This is a genomic window from Sphaerisporangium sp. NPDC049002, from assembly GCF_040649355.1.
GTDB lineage: Bacteria > Actinomycetota > Actinomycetes > Streptosporangiales > Streptosporangiaceae > Sphaerisporangium.
This window is the reverse complement of record NZ_JBEZFH010000107.1, coordinates 1-23843: the sequence shown is the minus strand read 5'-3', so window position 1 is coordinate 23843 and position 23843 is coordinate 1. Positions and strand designations below refer to the sequence as shown.

Genomic DNA, 23843 nt, shown 5'->3' with positions numbered 1-23843 from the left:
TCATCGACTTGGTCGCCGTCACGAGCGGGTGGTCGCCGATGATGTCCAGGATCGCCACGCGCTCGATCTGGCGAGGCAGACCGGCGCGGCGCGCGACCTGCGCGCAGCGTTCGCTCTCGTGCGCGTCGGCGTACGCGTGGGCCAGGCGGGCCAGGTCGTAGGCGGTCGCCGCGCTCGTCTGGGCGGAGGCGAGCTCCCGTTCCAGGATCTCGATCGCGTCGTCCAGGTGGCCGAGGTCGAGGAAGCACTCAGCAGCCAGCACCTCGTGCAGCGAGGGGGAGTAGCCGAAGGTGTACCTCGTACGCTCCTCCGGCTCGGCCTCGGGCGGCTCGGCGGACTCCTCCAGGCGGCGGTGGCACATGTCCTCCTCCCCGGCCATGGCGTGGCCCCGTGCCTCGCGCAGGCGGGTCAGCGCCGCAAGGCGCGGGGAAGGGGCCGCGTGCTCCCTGATCGGGCGTTCGCGGGCGGCGACGGCGATCTCCACCACCTCGCCGGGATCGCTGCGCGGGCCTGTCAGCCCGGCCCGGCCGGCCAGCGTGTACGCCACCAACCGCTCGTCCTCCGACTGGCCGGCGGCGCGCCGGGCCCGGTCGGACCACCGCAGGGCCTCGCCGAGGTCGCCCGCCTCGTACCGCATGCGGCTGATCGTCTCGGCGTCCTCCGACGAGAGCATGATCAGGGCCCGGCGCACGGACGGCCTGGCGTCGCCGTGGAAGCCCTCGATCAGGGTGAAGACCGGGGACAGGACGTCGGCCAGGTCGGCCGGGCGGCGGGAGGACCGGGCACAGGCGTCCAGGAGGGCTTCGAGGTAGGCCACGGTCTGGAGGTCGGCCCGTGCCGGGTTCTCGATCGCCCGGCCGGTCCGCTCCTCCTCCTCGGGTGTGAACCGGCCCGGCACCAGCGGGACGCCCGTCAGGTGGTGCCAGAGCGCCGTGCCGGCGGGCTCCCCGCTCTCGCCGAACAGGTCCGCCTCGCCCGCGCCGTAAAGGCGGCAGAGCAGCTCGGCGTGACGCTCGCCCGGGCGCCGCTCGCCGGTCTCCCAGGAGCGCACGGTCTCCGTGAGCCCCCGTCCGGCGGGCAGGCGGTCGCGGGTGTCCTCGTCCGCCTCGGCCGCGAGGCGCCGCCCGAGCTCCTCACGGCTCCACAGCCTGCCCCGCCGCCAGGCCCGTAGCCGCGCGGCCCAAAGGGGGATGTCGATGGCGATCATCGCGGCTCCTTCCGACACGCGTGCCCTGACGACTGCCGTCCCCCATCCTTCGCCGTCCCCGTGGGTCCGTCATCCCCCAACCTGAGGATGAACCCTTCGCCACGCGGCCTTCGGGCGCCCGCCGCGTGAGGTCCGTACAGGGGGGCGTCGTCACACCAGGAGCGAGCGGGCCTCGGCGGACACCCGCGCCATGCCCAGGCGGTCGGCCAGGCGGAGCGAGCGGTGCAGCAGGCGGGTCGCCTCCCCGGCCGGGTCGGCCGGGTCGAGCAGCCGCAGGGCCTTGGCGCGGTCGAGCTGGATCCTCGCCATGTGCGGAGGCGCGGCGGACACCATGCGCGTCGCCTCCTCGTAGCAGCGCAGCGCCCCGGCCGCGTCCCCGGCGGTCATCGCCAGCAGCCCGCGGAACCGCGCGGTCGGCCCGAGCAGCGCGGTCGGCCACCCGGCGAGCACGATCTCCTCGGGATAGGCGGCCAGCCGGTCGCGCAGCAGAGGCACGTGGGCGTCCAGCCCGGCTCCCTCGACGCCGGCCTCGGCGATCAGGGAGCACGCCTCGGCCAGGACCGCGAGCGTCGGCACCGTCCATCCGTGGGGCGGCAGCGCCTCCAGGCCGGACGTCTCGCGCACGATGGCCGCGAGCCGGTCGGCGGCCTCGTCGTACTGGGCGGCCTCGCACAGGGCGAGCACGTGCGCGGCCCGCCAGATCGGGAAGTACCCGTGCTGCTCGATCTGCCGGGCCAGCCCCGACCCGAACAGCTCGCTCATGCGTCCCCGCTCGTGGAGCAGCCAGTAGTACTGCCCCATCCACGTCTGCTGGAGCGTCTCCGCGGGGACGGCCTGACCGGCGGCCAGCTCGTCGACCATGCGCCGGGACTCGCCCATGAGGCGCTCCTCGGCGCGCTGGAAGTCGCCGTTCCACAGGTCCATCACCGTGTCCAGGGTGTTCTGGAGCCAGGGGCCGAGCACGCGGGGGTTGCGGGCGACGTGCCTGCGGTGGCTGTCGACGGTGCCGAGCGCCTCGCCGAGCATCCCGAGCCTGAGCTGGTCGATGGCCAGGGCGACCATGGCCTCGCTCTGGAAGTAGGCAGACCCCGCCTTGATCCCCGCGTCGTGGAGCCGCGCCGCGATGTCGAGCAGCTCGCCCGGGCGGGCGTGGTCGAACAGGGCCCACCGGCACTCGTTGAGGACCTCGCAGCGCACGAGGGGGTCGCCGTCCACAGGAAGCTCCCGCAGCGTGGCGCGGGCGAGCTCCACCTCCGGGGGCGGCCCGCCCGGGCCGGCGCTCTGGCCGACCGCCATCGTCTGCTTCTTGGCGAGGTGGGCCTGCAGTTGCAGGCGCAGCGCCACGGCCTCCTCGCCGGAGTCGTCGCCGAGCCCCGCGATGCCGGCCTGGAGCAGGTGGGTGAGCTGCTGGTCGACCTGGCCGGGCGCGGACCACCTGCGGGCCAGCCGGATGGCCGCCGCCGCCGCGAGTCTCGGCAGCCCCTCGGCGGTCTGGTAGGCGGACAGGTAGCGGCGTCCCGCCTCGTCCATGTCGCCGCCGTCGCTGAGCGCGTCGCCCAGCGTGATCAGCAGGCCGGCGCGGGTGACGGGGTCGCACCGGAGCCCGAGCCCGATGTGCGCCCAGGCGACCGCGCTCTCGACGCCGAACCCGCGCTGCTCGGCCCGTGCCGCGTCCAGGCAGGCCGCGGCGGCGCGCTCCTGCGGGACGCCCGCCCCGGCGGCGCGCGCGTGCTGGGCGATGCGCACCGGCAGGGCGGGATCGACCCAGCCCAGGGTGGTCGTGCGCTCGGACAGGGCCTCGAAGGCGCGGCGGTGCAGGTCCCTGGCCAGGGCGGGATCGCGCTTCAGGTCGTCCAGCACGCCCTCGCGCGAGCGGTCGTGCGGAAAGCACACCCGGTCGTGGCCCTTGATGGCGTTGCCCGCCGCGGCCAGCGCCTGGTCGCGGTCGGCCTCGCCGGGTGGGAGATCCAGCATGCGCGCCACCAGGGAGGTGTCGATGTCCAGGCCCAGCGCGGTGATCGCGGCGGCCGCGAGCCAGCGGAAGGCGGGACCGGCCCCGGCGCGGGCGGAGCGCGGCTCGCCGTGCTCGGAAAGGTCGCACAGCTCCAGCGGCAGGCCGTCGGTGGCCCGCGCGGCCTCCTTGGTCTCGCCGGGCGTCGGCTCCCTGCCCCATACCTGGCCGAGCCACTGCCCCACCTCGTCCAGGGTCAGCGGGGACACGGTGACCGTGTCCATGGCCTCCTTCCAGTGCGCGGCCTCCGCTCTGGTGGCGAGGACGAAGCCCACGGGGGCGGGGCCGAGCCCCCTTCTCACGTGCTGGAGCAGTTCCTCGGCGTACGGGCTGAGCAGGTGCGCGTTGTCGAAGGCGACCAGGAGGCCGTCACCGGCGGCCCGGCGCAGCAGGGTCGTCAGCAGGAAGGTCAGCTCCCTCGGGTCGCGCTCGTGGCCGGGCCGGACGGGGGAGCCGCCGAGCGCGCCCGCGGACATCAGCTTCTCCAGGGTGTCCCGCTCCTGGGTGCTGATCGGCTCGGCGGGGCTCGACAGGTCGCGTCGCAGGTGCGCCCAGAGCGCCCCGGAGAGATCGCGCCACGGTTGCAGGCCGTCGAGTTCCCTGCACATGACGGTCACCATGCGCACCCGCGTGCGTGCGGCCACGCGGGCTGTCTCCCTCAGCGGGCGGGTCTTGCCGATGCCGCCCACGCCGCACACCGCGAGGGCCGCGGGGTCGCCGCCGCCCAGCCGGTCGATCAGGCGCGAGAGCTCCAGCGTCTCCCGCCGGCGGCCGACGAGGACGGGGGGCCCGCCCTGCTCCTCAGGCTCACCGCCCGTGCCGAGCGGCGCCCCTACGTCGAAGCCGTGCTCGTGCAGGGCCAGCAGGTCGTCGGCGCGGCGTACGGCCTCGTCGCCCCGCGAGTGGAGGCGGCGCCGCTCGACGACGCGCCGGGCCGCGGCCCCGCCGTCCTCGCGCAGGGTGGTGAGGAAGCGGAGCAGCCACACCGCGGTGGTGTCGTCCTGCCCCTCGCCGACGACGCCCTCGGCGAGGAAGCCCGCGTCCTCGTAGCGGCCCCGCTGGAGCGCGATCCTGGCGACGAGCCGCACGAGCTCCCTGCGCTGCTCCTCCAGCTTGGCGCGGTAGGTCTCGCAGACCCACGGCAGGCTCCAGCCGGCCGCCAGCGATGCGAAGGGAGCGCCCCTCCACTCGCCCGCCGCCGCGCGCAGGGCCGCCATGGCCGCGGTGAGGTCGCCCTCGTCGTACAGCTCGCGCCCCTCGCGCAGCCGCCTTTCGAACCGGGAGGCGTCCAGCGTCGCCGCCAGGTGACCCTCCTGCCGCTCCACCAGCTCGTAGGCGTGCGACCACTTGGCGGGAGGGATGTCGAGCCCGCTGCCCGCGAGGGCCTGCCGCAACCGCGACAGCGGGGGCGCCACGTCGGCGACCGGCCAGTCAGGGCCCTGCCCGAGCGCGGCGGCCAGGGTGCTCTGCGGGATCGGGTTCCTGGCCGAGACGAGCATGGCGAGGGCCTTGGCCGTCTGCGGGAGGAGCTTCCTCGGCGCTCCGTCCACCAGGATCGAGACCTCGCCGAGCAGTCTGATATCGAATATCGCCACGTTCACCGCCGGGATCGGTTCGCGATTCGCAATCGACGGCCTTCCCCGCAAGGTCATCGCAAGGATCAATGGCCACGATGGGGCCGGTGGCAGAAAACAGCCGTAAAGACTTGTTAACGCTATGACGTGGGGTGAGCGCGTGGCAAGGATCGACCGAATTTCGGTTGACGCGCTCGACGAGCGCCAGCTCGAAGAGGTCAGGCAGAGCGTACGCCAGGAACGTGACGCCGAGGCTAATAAGGCTTTAAGTGTAGCGATAATGGGTCAAACGGGTGTTGGAAAGTCGTCATTGCTCAATGTCCTGTTCGGCACCCGGTTGCCGGTGGGAGACCTGAAACCGGCCACCTGTGAGCCGCGAGTCATCTCTATTCCCGGCAATTCCGGCCATACGCTGACATTCTGGGATATGCCTGGAATTGGGGAGTCGGCGGGCGCCGACCTCGCGTACAGGTCGATGTACCTGGACAGGCTGTCCGAGTCCGACGTCGTCATCTGGGCCGTCCACGCCGACAGCGGGTCGGCCGCCGAGGAGACGCGCCGCCTGAACCGGATCCTGCGGGACGCGGACCCGGAGCTGCGGCGCCAGGTCGTCAGCAAGCTGACGTTCGTCCTCACCAAGGCGGACACGCTGACCCCGCCGCCGTGGATCTTCGACATGCGCGGGCCCCACGGCTCCTTCGTGCCCAGCCCGGCCCTGGCCGCCCGGCTGGAGCGCAGGGCCGCCCACGTCGAGGAGACGGTCGTCGCGCCGTGGTGCGACCTGCTGCGCGCCGGCACGTACAACACCGGGGAGTTCACGGTGTCGGACGACCGGCTGAGCTTCGACAGGCACGCCGTTCGCTATCGGGGCCATTTCACCGAGCAGGTGCGCGAGCGGTACTCCGCCGCCCATCCCGAGCACGCCGCGGTGTTCTCCCGCCTGCGCGACAACCATCGCGTCCTGCCCTGCTCGGCGCTGTTCCGCTTCAACCTCGCGCGGCTGATGGTGAGCGTGGTCAACAAGCTGGGGCCCACCGCGGTCTTCCGGTTCCAGCGGGTGCTGGACGACGCCGCCGAACTGGCGGGCGTGCCGGTCTCCACGATGCGGGAGTACGGCAACTTCGTGGTCTGGGACGGCGTCCGCGGCGTCAGGGCGTTCGACCTTGCCCGGTTCCCCCTGTGACCGCCTGCCGGCGGCCCGCGGGAACCGCCGTCCCGCCGGGTGCGGGAGACCGGCCGTGATCGACGACGAGGAGATCCTCCGGACGGTGGAGGCGAGGCGCCGGGAGGACGCCGAGTACCTCACGCGGCTCGACTACGCGGTCCAGTACCGCGACGAGGCCGCGATCGAGCACCTCATCAAGGCGGCCGTCACGCGGCGGCTCGGCGTCGTCGCCGACGTGGGCTTCGACGTCGTCAGGAGCATCTGGAACTGGCTCGTCGCGCGCTGATCCGCAGCGCTTCCCGCGTTCCTTCGGTGCCCGCGCGACGTGCGGAGACGCCTCTCACCCCCCGCCGGCCTCCCTTGTGTAACGGCGATGTGACCGGTATGTGATCGAATACCGGCCCACGCGGCCCCCCCGGGCGCACGCGCGCCTCCAAATTATGGAAAGAATGTGTATGTAGATGGACTAGTCCGTCCGACACCGGGGGAGGCGCGGAGCGTTGGGCATGCGTGGGGCAGCCGGCCCGTCGATGAGCCTTGCGGCGATCGACGACGCCCTGCGCCGCCGCATGGACGAGCGCGACCGCATCGCCGGCGACCTGCTCGACCTCGACGGCCACCCGAGCCACGAGCTGCTCAAGGGCCTGACCCCCACCGGCGAGACCGGGCGGCGCTGGGAACAGGCGCGGGTCAGGCTGGTCACCCTGTGGTGGCTCTTCGACACCTATCGCCGGGTGCTCGACCGCGCCCAGGAGCTCAGGGCCGCCGGCAGGCCCGACACCGCCTCGCTGACCACACTGCTCACCGGCCCCTCGGTGGAGCTCAAGCCCGACGACGTGCCCGTCGAGAAGCGCTCCCTGCTCCGGGCCGTCGGCGAGTGGATCACCCTGGACGTCGTCCTCGCCCGCATGGACCAGGCCTACCGCGAGGTCGCCGAGACGATCGGGGCCGTGGACGCCGCCTGGAGCACGCTGCTCCCCAAGCTCGACGAGACCGACGCCGGGCGCCGCGCGGCGGGTGACCTGGCGCGCGAGCTCGGCACGCCCGACCCCGCGCTCGACCGCCTCGACGCCGAGGCCGTCCGCCTCCGCGCCGCGGTCACCACCGACCCCCTGGGCTCCCTCGCCCTCCGCGGCGAGCTGGACGCGACGGCCGCCGCCGTGGCCGCCCGCCGCGCCGCGCTGGAGCAGGCCGTGCGGGTACGCGACGAGTACGCTGAACGGGCACGCCTGCTCGGCGAGCGCATCGCGCGCGTCGCCGATGCGGAGGACGAGGCGCGCCGGATCCGCGACCTGGTCACCCAGAAGATCGCCTCGCCCGTCCTTCCCGAGCTGCCCGACCAGGCGCCCGCGCTGCGCGACCGGCTCGGCGCGCTCGGCACGGTGGAGGGCCGCTGGCTGGAGCTGGTCGAGCGGCTGACCGGTCTCGAACGCGGCGTCGAGGAGGCGCTCGCGCAGGCGGGCAGGGTCGCCGAGTCGATCGGCGGCCTGATCGGCCGCCGTGACGAGCTTCGCGGCCGGCTCTCCGCCTACCAGGCGAAGGCCGTGCGCCTCGGCCACGCGGAGGACGTCACGCTCGCCGGGCTCTACGGAGCGGCGCGCGACCTTCTCTGGTCGGCGCCGTGCGACCTGCGGCGGGCCACCGTCGCGGTCGCGGAGTACCAGCGGGCCATCACTCGGATCGGAGCGGCCGGATGACCAAGTGCACGCAACCCGGATGCGCCGGGACCGTGGTGGACGGGTACTGCGACACCTGCGGCATGGCCCCCGCGCCCGAGCCCGCCCCGGCCTCCATGGGGCCGGGGAACGGCGGTCTGCCGAACGGGCCCGCGTCCGCCGTGCAGGGCGCGCCGCTGGGCCCTCCCGGCGTCGGCGCGTCGGGCCGTCCGGGGACCGCGTGGCCCTCGACGTCCTCCGGCGTGGTCGCGCCTTCCCAGGGCGCGCCGCCCTCCGGTACGGCCGCGGGACGCCCCGCGACCGCGTGGCCCTCGGGGAGAGGGCCGGCCTCAGGCGGGCCGCCGCCGGGCTCGATGACCAGGCCGTCCATCGGCGTCCCCGGCACGGCCGCCACCAGCTCGTCCGGCGCGGCGTCGACCGGCTTCGGCGGCGGCTCCCGGCGCACGAGCACCCGGGCCCGCAGGGGCATGCTCGGCATGGGACTGGTCGAGGTGCCCCCGGTGCCCTACCGGGACCCTTCGGCGGTCGTGCTCGCCAACCCCGTGGTGCCCGAGGACCGGCGCTTCTGCGGCAACCCCGACTGCGGCAAGCCGGTGGGCCGCCGCAGGGACGGCCAGCCGGGCAGGCCCGAGGGGTTCTGCCCGCACTGCGGCCAGCGTTTCTCGTTCACGCCGAAACTCCGCGACGGCGACCTCGTGGCCGGGCAGTACGAGGTCAAGGGCTGCCTGGCCCACGGAGGCCTCGGCTGGATCTACCTGGCCGCCGACCGCAACCTCGACGGCCGCTGGGTCGTCATGAAGGGCCTGCTCGACACCGGTGACCTGGAGGCGCTCGCCGCCGCCGAGGCCGAGCGGCGCCACCTCACGGCGATGGACCACCCGAACATCGTCAAGATCTTCAACTTCGTGAACCACCCCGATCCCGGCACCGGGACGATGGTCGGCTACATCGTCATGGAGTACGTCGGCGGCGAGCCCCTGCAGGACCTGCTGCGCAAGCGGCTCAGGGAGACCGACAACCGCGAGGCGCTCCCGCTTTCGCAGGTCATCGCCTACGGGCTGGAGATCCTCCGGGCCTTCGGCTACCTGCACGACCGGGGCATGCTCTACTGCGACCTCAAGCCGGCCAACGTCATCCAGGTGGAGGAGCAGCTCAAGCTCATCGACCTCGGCGCCGTGCGGCGCGTGGACGACGCCGACAGCGCGATCTACGGGACCGTCGGCTACCAGGCGCCGGAGATCGCGTCCCAGGGCCCCTCGGTGGCCTCCGACCTGTACACCGTGGGCCGCACGCTCGCCGTGCTGAGCCACCCGTTCAGCCCCACCAGCGGCGGCACGACCACACCGCTGCCCGACCTGGGGCCCACCCGCGAGTCCTACCAGCGGTTCCTGCACCGGGCGACCGACCCCGACCCCGGCAGGCGCTTCCAGAACGCCGGGGAGATGTCCGACCAGCTCGTCGGCGTGCTCAGGGAGACCAGGGCCGCCGAAGAGGGCATCCCGCACGGCGCCCAGTCGGGCGTGTTCGGCCCCGAGCGCACGGCCGTGGGCACCGACCTGGCCCCGGCCACCACCGGCCAGGTGTTCGGGGCGCTCGCCCGGCTGGACGCCGCGTCCGCGCTGCCCGTCCCCCTGGTCGACCCGCTCGACCCCGCGGCGGGGTTCCTCGCGGGCCTCACCTCGGGCAACCCCGACGAGCTGATCGCCGTGCTGGAGTCGGCGCCTCCCACCCCGGAGACCTCGCTCGCGCTGATCAGGGTGCTGAGCGAGCTGGGCCGCCCCGTCCCCGAGGCCCTGTACGCGGCGGCGGGGAACGACCTGCCGGGCGACTGGCGGCTCTGGTGGTACCGGGGGGTCGCCGAGCTGGCCTCGGGCGACGCCGGCCTGGCCGTGCGGTACTTCGACGGGCTCTACTCCTGGTTCCCCGGCGAGAGCGCGCCCCGGCTGGCCCTCGCGTTCGCGCTGGAGGCCGCCGGGTCGAGCGCCGAGGCCGCCCGCCACTACGCGGCCGTCTGGCAGACCGACCGTTCCTTCGTCAGCGCCTGCTTCGGCCTCGCGCGCATCCGGCTCGCCGCCCACGACCGCGCCGGAGCCACCCACGCCCTGGACGAGGTGCCCCCGACCTCCATCCACCGCACCGCCGCCCAGGTGGCCGCCGTGGCGGTGACCGTACGGGGGCAGGCCCCGGCCGAGCCCGAGCTGGTCGCCGCCGGCGAGCGGCTGCGGAACCTCAAGCTGGACTCCCGCGACCGCGACGGGCTCGCCTCGGAGGTGCTTGAGAGCGCGCTCGCCAGGTTCGTCACCGGCCAGTCGGCGTCCGGCGGCGGCACGCTGCTCGGCACCCCGCTGAACGAGCGGGGCGTGCGAGGCGAGCTGGAACGGGTCTACCGCGCGCTCGCCAGGTCGGCGGGCTCCACCGAGGACCGGCACGCCCTCATCGGGCGGGCCAACGCCGTGCGCCCGAGGACGATGCTGTGAGCGGCTCCTGTCCCCGGTGCGGGACGCGCGTCCTCGCGGGTGAGGCGTTCTGCGAGGGGTGCGGTCACGACCTGTCCTCGGCGGCAGGCGCGGCCTGCACGGCCTGCGGGTCGGCGAGCGTGGGCGCGGACGGCTACTGCGAGAACTGCGGCATGCTCCAGCCGACGGGCCGCGACCACGTCGAGATCGAGCTTCCGGTCTCGGCGGGCGTCAGCGACCGTGGCCTGCGGCACAGCCGCAACGAGGACGCCATGGCCCTGCTCGCCGTCGGGCCGGCGTCGGTCGTGGCGGTGGTCTGCGACGGGGTGTCGACCTCCCCCCGCCCGGACGAGGCGTCCCAGGCCGCGGCCGACCTCGCGGCGGCGACCCTCGCCAAGAGGCTCGCCGACGGCGACGACGCCGAGACGGCCACCCGTGAGGCCGTACGCCTGGCGGCCGACGCGGTCGCCCTCTCGGCCAGGCCCGGCGAGGACTCGCCCGCCTGCACCTACGTCTCGGCGGTGGTCGCCGGGCGGCACGTCACGGTGGGCTGGGTCGGCGACAGCCGGGCGTACTGGCTCGGCTCGCAGTCGGCGCTGCTCACCACCGACGACGCCACCCCCGGCACGCACATGCTGACCGCGTGGCTCGGCGCCGACGCGGGCGAGGTCGTGCCGCACATCCGGACCTTCACCACCGACGGGCCTGGAGTGGTGCTGCTGTGCAGCGACGGCCTGTGGAACTACTACCCGGAGCCGGAGGCGCTGGCCGCCACGGCGTTGAACGAAACCCCTCTCGCGGCGGCGCGGCGGCTCGTACGGCTGGCGAACGAGGCGGGCGGGCACGACAACATCACCGTCGCGGTCATCCCGTTCGGACAGGGGGAGCGGGCCGACACCACGGTGGCATTCCCGAAGGAGAGAAGTGACTGACTTCACCATTCGCGTGGACCAGAACAAGTACCTGCCCGCGGGGAGCCAGGAGGTCCACGGGATCATCACGGTCGAGGCGAGCGGTCCGATGGAACGCGCCCCGGTCGCCGAGGCGGCCGAGGTGATCATCGTCGACACCTCGGGCTCCATGTCGTACGGCAAGATCGCCGAAGCCCGCAAGGCCGCCCAGGCCGCCGTCGACACGCTCCGCGACGGGGTCCACTTCGCGGTGATCTCCGGGAACCACCAGGCCGAGGTGATCTTCCCGGGCGGCGGGCGGCTCGTCCCGGCGGACGCTCAGAGCCGGCACGCCGCCAAGGACGCGATCTCCCGCCTGCGGGCCGAGGGCGGCACCGCCATGGGACGGTGGCTGCGCCGCGCCGCCGACCTGTTCAGCGCCCACCAGGTGAACCACCCCGGCGCGATCAGGCACGCCATCCTGCTGACCGACGGCAAGAACGAGCACGAGCCCGCCCCCGAGTTCGACGCCAACCTCGCCTACTCCTCCGGCAAGTTCGTCTGCGACTGCCGCGGCGTGGGCACCGACTGGGTGGTCGCCGAGGTGCGCAGGATCGGCTCCACCCTCCTCGGCAGCGTGATGGACATCCGCAGGCCAGAGGAACTGGAGGCCGACTTCCGGGCGATGACCGAGGCGTCGATGGGCAAGACCGTCGCCGACGTCGCGCTGCGCGTGTGGACCCCCCGGGCGGCGACGCTGAACTTCGTCAAGCAGGTGTCCCCGGCGCTGGAGGACCTCACCGGCCGCCGCACCGAGGTGGACGCGCTGACCGGCGACTACCCCACGGGCGCCTGGGGCGGCGAGTCGCGGGAGTACCACGTCAGCGTGCGCGTGCCGGCGGGCAACGTCGGCCAGGAGATGCGCGCGGGCCTGGTGAAGCTGGTGCTGCCCGGCACCGGCCAGGTGCTGGCCAGCGGCAACATCCTCGCCCAGTGGAGCGACGACCCCGTCCAGTCCACCCGCATCAATCCCAGGGTCGCCCACTACACCGGGCAGCAGGAGCTGGCCTCGCTCATCCAGGAGGGCCTGCAGGCGCGCAACGACGGCGACGAGGAGACCGCGACCGCGCGGCTGGGCAAGGCGCGCGGCATCGCCAAGGAGGCCGGCAACGAGGCGACCGCCAAGCTGATCGAGAAGGTCATCGACGTCGATCCCGAGACGGGAACCGCCCGCCTGAAGCGCGTCGTCGACAAGGCGGACGAGATCGCGCTCGACGTGGGATCCTTCCGTACCGTCCGCCTGCGCAAGGACCCGGAGAACTGAGGATGGCCACCTGCCCCGTAGGGCACGACTCCTCCGACGAGGAATACTGCGACATCTGCGGCGCGCTGATGTCGGGCACCCCGGCCCAGGGCGTGCCCGGACCGGGGGCGTCCGCCGGTCCCGCCGTGCCTCCCGGTGCCCCGGGAGGCGGCGGGCAGCCCGGCGCTTGCCCCGACTGCGGGGCGCCGCCCAGCGGCCGCTTCTGCGAGACGTGCGGCTACGACTTCGTGCTCGGAGGCGGCGCCCGCACATCCCAGCCCGCCGCCGCGCCCCCCTCTCAGCCGGTGACCTCCGCCCGGCCCGCCCCGCCCTCCCAGCCGTGGCAGCCCGCGCAGCCGGTGCGGCCCGGCCAGTCCTGGCAGCCGGCCCAGCCCGTCGAGTCGCCGCGATCGTGGCAGCCCGCGCCGCCCGTCCAGCCCGCCTCTCAGGCGACGCAGGGCGGCACGGGGCAGGCCCCGGCGGGCGGCTGGGTCGCGGTGATCGCCGGCGACCGCGCCTACTACGACGCGATGATCGCGCAGGGCGGCCCCGACGCGGCGTGGGTGGCGTTCCCGCCGTACTGCCCGGAGCGGCTGGTCCACCTCACCGGCGCGGAGATGCGCATCGGGAGGCGCAGGCAGTCGCGGCCCATGGTGCCGGAGATCGACCTGTCGGAGCCTCCGGAGGATCCCGGCGTCTCGCACCTGCACGCCGTGCTGCTCGCCCAGCCTGGGGGCACCTGGCAGCTCGTCGACCCGGGCTCGGCCAACGGAACGCTGGTGAACGGCGAGGCCGTGGAGGTCAACGTCCCGGTTCCCCTCGCCGACGGCGACCGCGTGCACGTCGGCGCGTGGACCGTCATCACGGTGCGGAAGGCCTGAGATGACACTTCCCGCTCCGGCGTCCGCCGCCCCCGCTCCCGTCGTGGCCCCCGATCCCGCCGCGCCTCCCGCGCCCGCCCCGGGCTTCGCGCCCACGCGCCGCGACAGGAGGGTGCGCACGGTCCCCGGGCGCATCCGCCTGTTCGCGGCCCTCGCCGTGGCGGCCGTCCTGCTGCTGTTCGCCACGGTGACCCTCGCGATCGGGCACGCCAAGGACGGCCTGAACGCCATCGGCCACACCGCGGGCCCGCAGGTCGTGGCCACGGCCGACCTGTACTTCGCGTTGAGCGACATGGACGCCCAGGTCGCCAACCTGCTGCTCACGGGCCGCAGCGCCGGGGTCGGCCCGGGCCGCCAGGCCACGCTCGACCGTTACGACGAGCGCCGCTCGCAGGCCGACCGCGCCGTGCTGCAGGCCGCCGACCTTGCCAGCGGCGACGCCACCGAGCAGGTGACCGTACGGGCGCTGCTCGACGGGCTCGGCCGGTACGAGCAGCTGGCCGCCCGCGCCCTGGTGCTCGACGAGCAGTCGGGCCATGGGGCCGGGCCGCCCCCGCAGGCGGTGCTCGACGTCTACCGCCAGGCCACCGACCTGATGCGGCTCGACCTGCTGCCCAAGGCGTACAACCTGACCCTCGACAGCGGCACCATCGTCAGGCACGCCTACCTCGCCGAGCTGTCCGCCGTGCAGTTGGGGCGCGTCTGGGTCGCCCTCGGCGGGGGGCTCGCGCTCGCCGTGCTCGTCGTGCTGCAGGTCTTCCTGAGCCGGAGGTTCCGCCGGACGTTCAACCTGCCGCTGCTGGTCGCCACGCTCGTCACCGGCGCGCTGACGCTCGCTTCGGTGCTCGTCCTGCACCACGAGGGCGGCGTGCTCACCGACGCCAAGGAGAACGGTTTCAACTCGGTGCTGGCGCTGTCGCGGGCCCGCGCCATCGGCAACACCATGCACGGCGACGAGAGCAGGTACCTGCTCGACCCGCAGCGCGCCGACACCTACGAGCAGGTGTACCTCGACAAGTCGCAGGCCGTGCTGTACGTCCCGGGCGGCAACCTCGACAAGTACTACGCCGCCGTGGACGCCGGGGTGGCCGCCTATCCCGGGAAGGCCGACTTCCTCGGTTTCTACGGCTCGGAGGCCGCCCACATCACCCTGCCCGGCCAGCGCGACGCCATCGGCGAGGTGCTCAAGCGCTACCAGGCGTTCCAGCAGAACGACCGGCGGATACGGCGGTCGGCCGAGGGCGGGATGGGGCGCGAGGCGATCGACGACGCCATGGGACCCGCCTTCGGCGCGTACGACGAGGCCCTGGTGCGGCTCACGGCCCTGCACCGCGACGCGTTCGACTCCGCGGTGCGCGACGGCGACGGCGCGCTCGGCGGGTGGGACCTGGTGCCGCCGGCCGCGGCGCTGGCCGCCATCGTGCTGATCCTCATCGGTGTCCGGCCCCGGCTCGCCGAGTACCGCTGAAGGGAACGTCTTGATGGTCACGCTCACTCGGAAGCGCCGCGCGGGGCGCGGGGAAGGTCATACCCGGCGCGCCGCCGCCGTGGCGCTGGTCGCGGCGGTCGCGATCCCGCTCGCCGCGTCCTGCGGCGCCGGCGCCTCGATCCTCAACAAGGACTCGCTGGTCATCGGCGTGAAGCCCGACCAGCCGGGGCTCGGGGTCAAGGCGAAGGACGGCACCTTCAGCGGGTTCGACGTCGACGTCGCCTCCTACATCGCCCGCAAGCTCGGAAAGCCCGCCACGTTCGTCGCGGCGCCCTCGTCGGAGCGCGAGAAGATGCTCAGGGGCGGCACGGCGGACCTCGTCGTCGCCACCTACTCGATCACGGCCGAACGCAAGACGAAGGTGTCCTTCGGCGGGCCGTACTACGTGGCCCACCAGGACACGCTGGTGCGCGCGGGGGAGAGCGGCGTCACCAACGTGCGCGACCTGCGCGGCCGCAAGCTCTGCCAGGTCACCGGGTCCAACTCCTGGCGCCGGGTGAAGGAGGAGCGGAAGATCCCCGTCACGCTGGTCTCGTCGGCGTCGTACAGCGAGTGCGTCCGCGACCTCAAGGCCGGCACCGTGGACGCGGTCTCGACCGACGACCTGATCCTCGCGGGGTTCGCCACCTCCGGTACCAAGATCGTCAACGCGCCGTTCAGCGACGAGAGGTACGGCGTGGGCATCCGCACCGGGGACGTCGACGGCTGCGAGGCGGTCAACAAGGCGATCACCGAGATGTACCAGGACGGGACCGCCAAGAAGCTCCTGCAGAAGTGGTTCGCCAAGTCCGGCCTGGCCCTCAGCTACACCGTCCCGCAGTTCGAGGGCTGCGGCTGACCGGTCGTGCGGGCCGCCGGAGCGCCGCGGGTGGCCAGGTCGTCTGGGCCGCCGGAGCGCCGCCGCCGGCCCGCCGTGTCCTCGGCGAGGGCCGTCACGCCCACGCCCGAGCGGACATATGGCCTATTTCGTGAAATTTCGTGAACAAGGGGGAGCGTCTGAGGTGGGGGTGGCGTGGGACATCCTGTGTGGACGGCTATATTACGGGTGAACAAGCCGCGCTCTTGTTCATGAACTTCGGGTTCTCTCATGGATCGAGGCCGGCCGATGGGCGACATGATCATCGTCAACTGCACGGTGGTCGACGGCAGGGCGGCCGATGGCCTCGGACCGATCCATGACGCGGCGGTGCTGGTCCAGGGCGACCGCATCGCCGCCGCCGGGCCTCGCGAGGAGCTCCTCGAACGGGCGGGGGACGTCAGGCGCGTCGACCTCGGCGGCGCCTACGTCACACCCGGCCTGGTGAACATGCACACCCACCTGTCGCTGTCGCTGCCCGGCCAGGGCGGTGAGAGCGTCAGGGCCATGGGACCGCACGACCTCGCCCTGTACATGGCGGACGGCGCCCGCCGCACCCTGCACTGCGGGGTCACGACGGTGAGATGCGTGGCCGAGAAGGACCACGCGGACTTCGCGCTGCGGCGCGCGATCGAGTCGGGCAGGGTGCCGGGGCCCCGTGTCTTCACGGCCGGACGGGCCCTCGTCTGCACCGGAGGCCACGGGCACGACGGCGCCGACACCCTGGAGTGCGACGGGCCCGGCGAGTTCCGCCGGGGCGTGCGCGCCCAGATCAAGGCGGGCGCCGACCTCATTAAGGTCATGATCTCGGGCGGGATCGCGGGCGAGCACGAGCGGATCGACACCCCGCAGCTGTTCGCCGACGAGATGGAGGCCGTGCTCGCCACGGCGCACGCGTGGGGGCGCAAGGTCACCGCGCACGCCGGCCCCGCCGAGGTGATCGCCAAGGCCGTGGAGCTGGGCCTCGACTGCGTCGAGCACGGCTACGAGCTCACGCCCGAGGTCGCGGCGGCGATGGCCGGGCGCGGCACGGCCCTGGTGCCCACCCTGCTGGTAACGCGGTGCAAGGAGTTCTTCGACGAGCTCGGGGTGCCCGAGTGGATGCAGTGCCGGTCTCTCGGCGCGGGCCCCCGGCACCTGGAGAGCTACGCCATGGCTCTTGAGGCGGGCGTCCCGGTGCTTCTCGGCAGCGACATGCCGCCCTTCTGGCAGTTCGAGGGGACGAACGCGACGGTGCGGGAGCTGGAGTACATGTCGGAGGCTGGCCTCGGCCCGGCCGGCGCCCTTCACGCGGGGACGCTGGGCCCGGCCCGCTGGCTCGGCGCCGACGCGGACATCGGCACCGTCCAGGCCGGCCGGTACGCCGACCTCATCGCGATGGACGCCGACCCGCTCGCCGCCACTTCGTCCTTCCGCGCGGTCCGATGGGTGATGCAGGGCGGCGAGATCGTCCGCGACGACCTCGCCGGATGGCCGGCCTCGTGAAGCGCGAGCCTGGCGGCCGGGACCACGCTCAGGAAGATCCAGAGGAGGGGTTCACCGTGTCAGAACCGGAAGCCCGGGACGGCAGGGGACCCGCCGAACCCGAGACGGGAAGCCGGCGGGCCGGCCCCGGAGAGCCGCAGGAGTCCGGCGGAGCCGGTGAATCCCGGAGTGGCACCGAACGGGCCGTCCCCGAAGAGGCCGGGAACATGGAGTTGTACGACCTGAGGGTCGTGGTCGATCGGATCGAGGGCAGGTCGGTCTGCGGAATGCGGGTCGGCGACCGCTTCGAGCTGGAGCGGAGCGCGCACCTGCGCCTGCCGGACGGCGAGCATTTCTGCGTGTACGCGCTCGCCGCGGTGCTGCCGTTCCTCGCGGCCAAGCAGCGCGACCTCGCGGCGGGCGACTGGCTCGCCCAGGACTCGCTGTTCGCCTGCCCCGACCCGGAGGAGCGGCTGGTGATGCGGGTGGAGCGCACCCGCCGCCGCCGGATGAACTCCGCGGACCTGACCTGACCTGGGGGACCGCCGTGCTCCTCACGGATGACGGCCCGGCCCCCACCTATGAAGACGTGCTTTACATGGAAGTCTTGGAGGAATCCCGATGAACGTTGCCGAGATCGGGCTCGGCCTGCAGAGCGACAAGCGGCCCGGCGACTACGCCCGGCTCGCGCGCCGGGCCGAACGGCACGGGTTCGACGTGCTGACCGTGTTCGGCGACCTCATGTACCAGCCGCCGATCTTCCCGCTGCTGGAGATGGCCGCCGCGACCGAACGCGTGCGGCTCGGCGCGGCGTGCCTCAACCCCTACTCGCTCGCCCCGTACGAGATCGCCGGGCAGCTCGCGACCCTGGACCTGGCCTCGGACGGCCGCGCCTACCTCGGCCTCGCCCGGGGGACGTGGCTCGGCGAGGTGGGCATCGCCCAGCCCCGGCCGCTCACCGCGCTCGCGGAGGCGGTGGAGGTCGTCTACCGGCTGCTCGGCGGCGACCTGGCGGGGTATGAGGGGGAGGTGTTCCGCCTCGCGCCCGGCACGCGGCTGCGCTACGCCGTCCAGCGGCCCCGCCCGCCGCTGCTGCTCGGCGCGTGGGGGCCGAAGGGCGCGGCGCTGGCCGGGCGCGTCGCCGACGAGATCAAGGTGGGCGGCAGCGCCAACCCCGCGATGGTGCCGGTGATCCGCGAACGGGTCCGCGCCGGCGCCGAGGAGGCCGGGCGCGACCCCGGTGACATCGGCGTCGTGCTCGGCGCGGTAACCGTCGTCGCCACCGACGGCCCGGCGGCCAGGGCGAGGGCGCGCACCGAGGTCGCCATGTACCTCGCGGTCGTGGCCGAGCTGGACCCGACCGTCGACATCCCGGCCGACCTGCTCGCGCGGGTGCGAGAGCTGGTCGACGCGGGGCGGCACCGGGCCGCCGGAGGGCTGATCCCCGACGACCTGCTCGACCTGTTCGCGTTCTCCGGCACCCCCGAGCAGGTGGCCGCGCAGGCGCAGACGCTGATCGACGCCGGCGTGCGTCGGGTGGAGTTCGGCACCCCCCACGGCCTCGACGACGACCGGGGCGTGGAACTGCTCGGCGCCGCCGTCCTTCCCATGCTCGACCGCTCCGGCGGCACGACCGCGCAGGTCGAGGACCATTCGGACGACGCCCAGCCCTACGGCGCCGCCTCATCCGTGCCCGGCCGTACGCAGGAGCCGCGGCCGTACGGCGCGGCGCGGGCGACCGGACGACCGCGGCACGTGGAGGTCTGAGACATGCGGGTGCTCGTCGTGGCCGGTCCCGGTCTGGTGGCGGACGCGGGGTTGCTGGAGGAGGTGACGGCGGCCGAGGCCGCCGGGCTCGGGGTCCCGGGCCGCCTCACGGTCGCGGGCGACGTCGCCGCGCTGCGGGCCGCGCTCGACGGCACGGAGGAGGACTGCGCCGTCGTCGCCCTGCCCGGTCCCGAACCTGCCGCCAGGCGGCTCGTCGAAACCGCCCACGCCTTCTCCCCCCGTACGGTCTGGCTCGATCTGGCCAGGGTGGGCCCGCTCCCGGCGGCGGGAGGCGCCGCCCACCTGCAGGGACGCGGCGTCTTCGGCCTCTCGTGGGCCATCCGCCACGCGGTGCACCGGTTGCGGCGGCCCGCGCGCCGCGTCCCGTACGGCGGGCACGCCGACCAGTGGGGAGAGCTGCGGCTGCCGCCCTCGGCCGACGGCACGCCCCTGCCGGTCGCGGTCCTGGTCCATGGCGGCTACTGGCGGTCGATCTGGGAGGCCGACCTCATGGACGGGCTCGCGATCGACCTCGCCGACCGGGGCTACGCCTCCTGGAACCTGGAGTACCGCCGCCCCGACCCGCACGGCTGGGAGGCCACCACCGGCGACGTGGCGGCGGGGGTGGCGGCGCTGAGCGGGATCGACGCCCCGCTGGACCTCGGCAGGATCGCGGTCGTCGGCCACTCGGCGGGCGGCCAGCTCGCGCTCCTAGCGGCGGCCGGCACGCAGCGCGGGACCGACTCGCAGCGCGGGACCGGCACGGGACGCGGGGGCGGCACGGGACGCGGGCCGCGGGTGGCGCTCGCGGTGTCGCTGGCCGGGGTGCTCGATCTGGTGGAGGGGGACCGGCGCCGCGTCGGAGCGGGGGCCGTCGCCGACGCGCTGGGAGGCGCCGCCACCGAGATCCCCGAGGTGTACGCCGCGTCCAGCCCGATGGAACGGCTTCCGCTGGGGGTGCCGCAGCTCGTCGTCCAGGGCTCCTCGGACGACCCCGACCTGCTCGACTCCAGCCGCAGGTACGCGCGGGCGGCGGGGCAGGAGGCGTCCTACCTGGAACTCCCCGGCGACCACTTCGACGTGATCGATCCGGCCACGCCGATCTGGCGGGCCACCGCACGCGAGATGGGCGGTCGCCTCGGTGCCCCCGCGAGCGGTCCGGGCTGACGAGCGCGCGTCAGTCGTCGGCGGGGGTGAGGGGGCGCCAGGGGATGGGGCTGGAGAGCATCATCATGCTGGAGGGCTGGCCGTAGGGGGCCAGGCGGTCGATCAGCTCCTCGAAGGCGCCCATCGAGGTGGCGGCCACGCGCAGCAGGCAGCAGGTGTCGCCGGTGACGCGGTGCACCTCGATGATCTCGGGCCAGGCCAGCGCCTTCTCGTCCCTGAGCACGCAGCGCACGCCGTAGCACGACATGCGGATCAGGGCGCTCACCTTGCGCCCGGCCCGCGCGAGGTCGACCCGCGCGTGGTAGCCGGTGATCACCCCGGTCTCCTCCAGCCGCCGCACGCGCTCGGCGACCGCGGGCGCCGACAGGTGTACCCGCCGGGAAAGCTCGCTGTAGGACAATCTCGCGTCCGCCTGCAGTTCGGCCAGAAGGGCCCAGTCCATCGCGTCCACGGTCACGCTCCGTCATCCGCAAACCGAAACCGTCCTGCGCGTTCCGTTCCAAAAGTGAAACGGCCGTATCGCCACTGACTCATCATTTCACTAAAATTCTATCTAAGTGAACATGGAGGTGAACTAGGGGGATGCGATGACGAGCAGACGGCGGGCCGGAGGTGCCCGGGTACGAGCGGTGGGCGCGCGGCAGCGTGGCTCCCGGGCGGTGGCCGAGCACGGCGCGCCCACCCTGGAGTTCGCGTCCGGCACCCCGTACGACGACTACGTGGCGGCGGAGGTCCTGCACGGGCTCCAGCGGCCGGTCACCGACGTGCCCGAGGAGCGCGCGTTCCTGGTGACGACTCAGGTCATGGAGCTCTACTTCGGGCTGATCCGGTCGGAGTGGCGGCTGGCGCAGCGGATGCTGGACGCGGACGAGGTGGTCGAGGCGACCGCCGTGCTCGCCCGGAGCGTGCGGTACTTCGAGGCCCTGAACGCGGCCTGGGGGGCGCTGAGCTGGCTGACCCCGAAGCAGTTCAACGCGTTCCGCGACGCGCTCGGCGAGGCGTCCGGCTTCCAGTCGGCCATGTACCGGCACCTGGAGTTCCTGCTGGGGAACAAGTCCGAGCCGCTCACCCGGCCGCATCGGCGCAGCCCAGAGGTCTATCGCGAGCTTCTGGAGGCCCTGGAGCGCCCCAGCCTGTACGACAGCGTGCTGGCGTTGCTCGCCAGGCGGGGGTTCGCGATCCCGGCCGTGGAGGATCCCGTGGCGGAGTACGCCGCGAGCCCGCTCGTGGAGGCGGCATGGGTCGAGATCTACGCCGGGCGCGGGCCGGGCGACGAGCTGTGGGCGCTGGGCGAGACGCTGACCGACCTTTCCGAGCGATTCTCCGACTGGCGCTACCGGCACCTCATGGCGGTGCGCCGGTCGATGGGGGCCAAGCCCGGCTCCGGCGGATCGAGCGGCCTGAGCTGGCTGGAGCGGAGCCTGAGCCGCGACGTCTTCCCCGAGCTGTGGTCGGCCCGCACGGTGATGTGAGCCGGCCCCGGCCCCGTTCTGCGAATGCCCACGCGGTGGTGTTCATGGTGTTCTGTCCCACGTAACCGAACGTCGTCCCGGGTGGGTCAGAACAGCCGGGGCGTCACCACCGACACCACGGTGGTGACGCGGTCGGTGTCGTTGTACATGGCGTGCGGCACCGTGGAGCGCAGGTGGACGCTGTCGCCGGGGTACAGCCGGTGCTCCACGCCGTCGACCTCGTACAGGAGCTCGCCGTCGAGGACGAACGCGAACTCCTCGCCCGCGTGGCCGTAGGCGTCCTCGCGGCGCCCGCCGGGGGCGATGTGCACGAGCAGCGGTTCAAGCACGAGGCTCGGCCCCCGGGCGGACAGCATGCGGTAGGTCTGCTGGCCCGACACGTACTCGGTGGCCGCCGTCGCCGCGCGGGTGAGCGTGAAGTGGGACGGTAGCCGGGCGACCGTCGCCCGCTCGCCGTCCGCCTGCTGGTCGTCGTCGAAGAACTCCGCCACGCTCCGGTCGAGCGCCGCCGCCACGCCGTTCAGCGCGGTCAGGCCGATGGAGGAGATGCCGCGCTCGACCTGAGAGAGGAATCCGATCGAGAGCCCGGAACGGGTGGACAGGCCGCGCAGGGTGAGGCCGCGCTCCTTCCGGAACCGGCGCATCCGGGCGCCGACCGCGTCCTGACGCTCGCGGTCGTCGCGATCGTCGCGGCCCTGCTGCTCCGAGGTGCCCACCGGAAGCCCTTCTCGATCGAGCGGCGCGGCCGCGCTATTTGATCCAGCCAAACATATTTCACAACAGGCGACGCCCCCGTGCCAACCTGCGCTTTCCACAACCATTCCGGCGAGGTGGTACCACGCGCCCGCACCCTGCCGGTCGAAGGGGCAGGGATGAACGTTTCGTGAGATAGGGCGGGTGGAACCTGGGGTAGGGAAGCGCGGGTGAAGGGCGAAGCTGACATGACCCCGGACGCCGCACCGGCTCCGATCACCGCCGACCTCCGGCTTTCCGTCAACGGCGGGCGGCATCCCGTCACCGTGGACAACCGGGAGACGCTCCTGGACACGCTGCGGGAGCGCCTCGACCTCACCGGTTCCAAGAAGGGCTGCGACCACGGGCAGTGCGGCGCGTGCACGGTGCTGGTGGACGGCAGGCGGGTGAAGTCCTGCCTGACCCTCACCGTCACCGTGGACGACAGGGACATCACCACCGTCGAGGGGCTCGCCGAGGGCGGCACGCCGCACCCGTTGCAGGAGGCGTTCATCGAGTACGACGCCCTGCAGTGCGGCTACTGCACGCCGGGGCAGCTCTGCTCGGCGGTCGGCATGCTGGCCGAGGCGGCCGAGGGGTGGCCGAGCGCGGTCACCGCCGACCTCGGCGCCGACCAGGGGGCGGTGAAGCTCGACGAGGACGAGATCCGCGAGCGGATGAGCGGCAACCTGTGCCGGTGCGGCGCCTACCCCGGCATCGTCGCGGCCATCGGCGAGGTGGCGGGGTGAGGCCCTTCTCCTACGAGCGCGCCTCCACCGCGCGGGCGGCGGTGGACGCGGCCGGGGCGGACTCCATGTATCTCGGCGGGGGCACGAACCTGGTCGATCTCATGCGTCTCGGTGTCGTCTCACCCGGCGCACTGGTCGACGTCACCCGCATCGCCGCCGACGCGATCGAGGAGACGCCCGGCGGCGGCCTGCGCGTCGGGGCGGCGGTCCGCAACGGCGACCTCGCCGCCCACCCCCTGGTACGGCGGCGCTACCCGATGCTCGCGCAGGCCGTGCTGTCGGGGGCCTCGGGGCAGATACGCAACATGGCGACCGTGGGCGGCAACCTGCTCCAGCGCACCCGCTGCTCCTACTTCCAGGACGTCACCAAGCCGTGCAACAAGCGGAGCCCCGGCTCGGGCTGCCCCGCCCGCGCGGGGGACCACCGCAACCTGGCGATCCTCGGCCATTCCGAGAGCTGCGTCGCCACCCACCCCTCGGACATGGCGGTCGCGCTGGCGGCGCTGGGCGCGGTGGTCCACGTGGAGGGCCGCGAAGGTCCGAAGAGCGTGCCGATGCCGGGCCTGCACCGCCTTCCCGGCGACGAGCCCGAGCGTGACACCGTGCTGGAACCCGGCGACCTGATCACGGCGGTGGAGCTGCCCGCGCTGCCGTTCGCGGCCCGGTCCCGCTACCGCAAGGTGCGCGACCGGGCGTCGTTCTCGTTCGCGGTGGTGTCGGTGGCGGCGGCGCTGGAGGTCTCCGGCGGGGTGGTGCGCGACTGCCGCGTCGCCCTCGGGGGCGTCGCGCACGTCCCGTGGCGGGCCGAGGCGGCGGAGGCCGCGCTGCGCGGGGCGCCCGCGACGGAGGCGGAGTTCGCCCGCGCCGCCGACGCCGAGCTGACCCGGGCCCGGCCGTTTGCCGGTCACGGACGAACGCGGCGTCTACGAGCGCGTCAGTCTCGAAGGATTTCAGGCGGGACTGTCCTGGGCAACGATCCTCCGC

General features: G+C 73.7%; 20 protein-coding genes and 2 pseudogenes. 17 read left to right on the top strand and 5 right to left on the bottom strand.

What is annotated here, in order from left to right; all coding sequences use genetic code 11:
- On the bottom strand, positions 1-1207 hold a 1207-nt coding region (locus tag AB0B89_RS21375; protein ID WP_358555391.1), incomplete at its 3' end, for a helix-turn-helix transcriptional regulator.
- Positions 1208-1357: 150 nt separating this feature from the next.
- The gene (locus tag AB0B89_RS21370) at positions 1358-4813 is read right to left on the bottom strand and encodes an AAA family ATPase (protein ID WP_358555388.1); all 3456 of its coding nucleotides are present in this window, start codon (positions 4811-4813) and stop codon (positions 1358-1360) included.
- A gap of 121 nt (positions 4814-4934) precedes the next feature.
- Between AB0B89_RS21370 and AB0B89_RS21365 the strand changes: the two genes are divergently transcribed.
- The 3 genes from AB0B89_RS21365 (at position 4935) to AB0B89_RS21355 (ending at position 7654) form a co-directional block, all read left to right on the top strand.
- Positions 4935-5975 (top strand): GTPase, encoded by a 1041-nt coding sequence (locus AB0B89_RS21365; RefSeq protein WP_358555385.1) that lies wholly within the window; start codon positions 4935-4937, stop codon positions 5973-5975.
- A 55-nt stretch (positions 5976-6030) separates the two neighbouring features.
- Positions 6031-6243 carry a hypothetical protein gene (locus AB0B89_RS21360; protein ID WP_358555382.1) on the top strand — a complete coding sequence of 71 codons (213 nt, stop codon included), beginning with the start codon at positions 6031-6033 and terminating at the stop codon, positions 6241-6243.
- A gap of 220 nt (positions 6244-6463) precedes the next feature.
- Positions 6464-7654 carry a hypothetical protein gene (locus AB0B89_RS21355; protein ID WP_358555379.1) on the top strand — a complete coding sequence of 397 codons (1191 nt, stop codon included), beginning with the start codon at positions 6464-6466 and terminating at the stop codon, positions 7652-7654.
- Here AB0B89_RS21355 and AB0B89_RS21350 read toward each other — a convergent pair.
- Positions 7629-8102, bottom strand: coding sequence for a hypothetical protein (locus tag AB0B89_RS21350; RefSeq protein WP_358555377.1), 474 nt, complete (start codon positions 8100-8102; stop codon positions 7629-7631). The genes AB0B89_RS21355 and AB0B89_RS21350 overlap by 26 nt on opposite strands.
- Before the next feature lie 7 nt (positions 8103-8109).
- Between AB0B89_RS21350 and AB0B89_RS21345 the strand changes: the two genes are divergently transcribed.
- From AB0B89_RS21345 to AB0B89_RS21300, 10 genes are all read left to right on the top strand, one after another.
- The gene (locus tag AB0B89_RS21345; protein WP_358555374.1) at positions 8110-10110 is read left to right on the top strand and encodes a tetratricopeptide repeat protein; all 2001 of its coding nucleotides are present in this window, start codon (positions 8110-8112) and stop codon (positions 10108-10110) included.
- Positions 10107-11021, top strand: a complete 915-nt coding sequence (locus tag AB0B89_RS21340) for a protein phosphatase 2C domain-containing protein (RefSeq protein WP_358555371.1) — start codon at positions 10107-10109, stop codon at positions 11019-11021. Before AB0B89_RS21345 ends, AB0B89_RS21340 begins: the two co-directional genes overlap by 4 nt.
- Positions 11014-12303, top strand: coding sequence for a VWA domain-containing protein (locus AB0B89_RS21335; RefSeq protein WP_358555368.1), 1290 nt, complete (start codon positions 11014-11016; stop codon positions 12301-12303). Before AB0B89_RS21340 ends, AB0B89_RS21335 begins: the two co-directional genes overlap by 8 nt.
- Positions 12304-12305: 2 nt before the next feature.
- On the top strand, positions 12306-13163 hold the full coding sequence (locus AB0B89_RS21330; RefSeq protein WP_358555365.1) for an FHA domain-containing protein: 858 nt from the start codon (positions 12306-12308) through the stop codon (positions 13161-13163).
- Between the two features lies 1 nt (position 13164).
- Positions 13165-14631, top strand: coding sequence for a hypothetical protein (locus AB0B89_RS21325; protein ID WP_358555362.1), 1467 nt, complete (start codon positions 13165-13167; stop codon positions 14629-14631).
- 13 nt (positions 14632-14644) lie between these two features.
- Positions 14645-15490, top strand: a complete 846-nt coding sequence (locus tag AB0B89_RS21320) for a glutamate ABC transporter substrate-binding protein (protein WP_358555359.1) — start codon at positions 14645-14647, stop codon at positions 15488-15490.
- 249 nt (positions 15491-15739) lie between these two features.
- Positions 15740-16993: an amidohydrolase family protein gene (locus tag AB0B89_RS21315; RefSeq protein WP_358555356.1), complete on the top strand. Its 1254-nt coding sequence runs from the start codon at positions 15740-15742 to the stop codon at positions 16991-16993.
- 56 nt (positions 16994-17049) lie between these two features.
- Positions 17050-17505 (top strand): TIGR04076 family protein, encoded by a 456-nt coding sequence (locus AB0B89_RS21310; RefSeq protein WP_358555353.1) that lies wholly within the window; start codon positions 17050-17052, stop codon positions 17503-17505.
- An 88-nt stretch (positions 17506-17593) separates the two neighbouring features.
- Positions 17594-18739 carry an LLM class flavin-dependent oxidoreductase gene (locus AB0B89_RS21305; protein WP_358555350.1) on the top strand — a complete coding sequence of 382 codons (1146 nt, stop codon included), beginning with the start codon at positions 17594-17596 and terminating at the stop codon, positions 18737-18739.
- A 3-nt stretch (positions 18740-18742) separates the two neighbouring features.
- Positions 18743-19906 (top strand): alpha/beta hydrolase, encoded by a 1164-nt coding sequence (locus AB0B89_RS21300; RefSeq protein ID WP_358555347.1) that lies wholly within the window; start codon positions 18743-18745, stop codon positions 19904-19906.
- A gap of 10 nt (positions 19907-19916) precedes the next feature.
- On the opposite strand, the gene AB0B89_RS21295 is transcribed toward AB0B89_RS21300, so the two are convergent.
- On the bottom strand, positions 19917-20348 hold the full coding sequence (locus AB0B89_RS21295) for an Lrp/AsnC family transcriptional regulator (RefSeq protein ID WP_358555345.1): 432 nt from the start codon (positions 20346-20348) through the stop codon (positions 19917-19919).
- 145 nt (positions 20349-20493) lie between these two features.
- Between AB0B89_RS21295 and AB0B89_RS21290 the strand changes: the two genes are divergently transcribed.
- Complete coding sequence (locus tag AB0B89_RS21290; RefSeq protein WP_358555342.1) at positions 20494-21378, top strand: tryptophan 2,3-dioxygenase family protein; 885 nt, start codon at positions 20494-20496, stop codon at positions 21376-21378.
- Positions 21379-21464: 86 nt separating this feature from the next.
- Here AB0B89_RS21290 and AB0B89_RS21285 read toward each other — a convergent pair whose 3' ends face one another.
- Entirely contained in the window at positions 21465-22094 is a 630-nt protein-coding gene (locus tag AB0B89_RS21285; RefSeq protein WP_358555339.1) for a cupin domain-containing protein, read from the bottom strand.
- Positions 22095-22319: 225 nt separating this feature from the next.
- Here AB0B89_RS21285 and AB0B89_RS21280 point away from each other — a divergent pair, with 225 nt between their 5' ends.
- From AB0B89_RS21280 to AB0B89_RS21270, 3 genes and pseudogenes are all read left to right on the top strand, one after another.
- Positions 22320-22859 (top strand): 2Fe-2S iron-sulfur cluster-binding protein, encoded by a 540-nt coding sequence (locus AB0B89_RS21280; protein WP_358555394.1) that lies wholly within the window; start codon positions 22320-22322, stop codon positions 22857-22859.
- Positions 22856-23740: pseudogene (locus AB0B89_RS21275) on the top strand (xanthine dehydrogenase family protein subunit M); the annotation flags it as partial. The gene AB0B89_RS21280 and the pseudogene AB0B89_RS21275, both read left to right, overlap by 4 nt.
- Before the next feature lie 16 nt (positions 23741-23756).
- A pseudogene (locus tag AB0B89_RS21270) lies at positions 23757-23804 on the top strand (hypothetical protein); the annotation flags it as partial.
- Between the last annotated feature and the right edge of the window lie 39 nt (positions 23805-23843).

Bases quoted from the DNA above. Each gene is read 5' to 3' on its own strand.
- AB0B89_RS21350 (WP_358555377.1), bottom strand. From the start codon at position 8,102: ATGCCCCTGCGGGCCCGGGTGCTCGTGCGCCGGGAGCCGCCGCCGAAG.
- AB0B89_RS21290 (WP_358555342.1), top strand. From the start codon at position 20,494: ATGACGAGCAGACGGCGGGCCGGAGGTGCCCGGGTACGAGCGGTGGGC.
- AB0B89_RS21280 (WP_358555394.1), top strand. From the start codon at position 22,320: ATGACCCCGGACGCCGCACCGGCTCCGATCACCGCCGACCTCCGGCTT.
- AB0B89_RS21305 (WP_358555350.1), top strand. From the start codon at position 17,594: ATGAACGTTGCCGAGATCGGGCTCGGCCTGCAGAGCGACAAGCGGCCC.
- AB0B89_RS21355 (WP_358555379.1), top strand. From the start codon at position 6,464: ATGCGTGGGGCAGCCGGCCCGTCGATGAGCCTTGCGGCGATCGACGAC.
- AB0B89_RS21325 (WP_358555362.1), top strand. From the start codon at position 13,165: ATGACACTTCCCGCTCCGGCGTCCGCCGCCCCCGCTCCCGTCGTGGCC.
- AB0B89_RS21365 (WP_358555385.1), top strand. From the start codon at position 4,935: ATGACGTGGGGTGAGCGCGTGGCAAGGATCGACCGAATTTCGGTTGAC.
- AB0B89_RS21315 (WP_358555356.1), top strand. From the start codon at position 15,740: ATGGATCGAGGCCGGCCGATGGGCGACATGATCATCGTCAACTGCACG.
- AB0B89_RS21300 (WP_358555347.1), top strand. From the start codon at position 18,743: ATGCGGGTGCTCGTCGTGGCCGGTCCCGGTCTGGTGGCGGACGCGGGG.
- AB0B89_RS21320 (WP_358555359.1), top strand. From the start codon at position 14,645: ATGGTCACGCTCACTCGGAAGCGCCGCGCGGGGCGCGGGGAAGGTCAT.
- AB0B89_RS21345 (WP_358555374.1), top strand. From the start codon at position 8,110: ATGGGACTGGTCGAGGTGCCCCCGGTGCCCTACCGGGACCCTTCGGCG.
- AB0B89_RS21330 (WP_358555365.1), top strand. From the start codon at position 12,306: ATGGCCACCTGCCCCGTAGGGCACGACTCCTCCGACGAGGAATACTGC.
- AB0B89_RS21295 (WP_358555345.1), bottom strand. From the start codon at position 20,348: ATGGACTGGGCCCTTCTGGCCGAACTGCAGGCGGACGCGAGATTGTCC.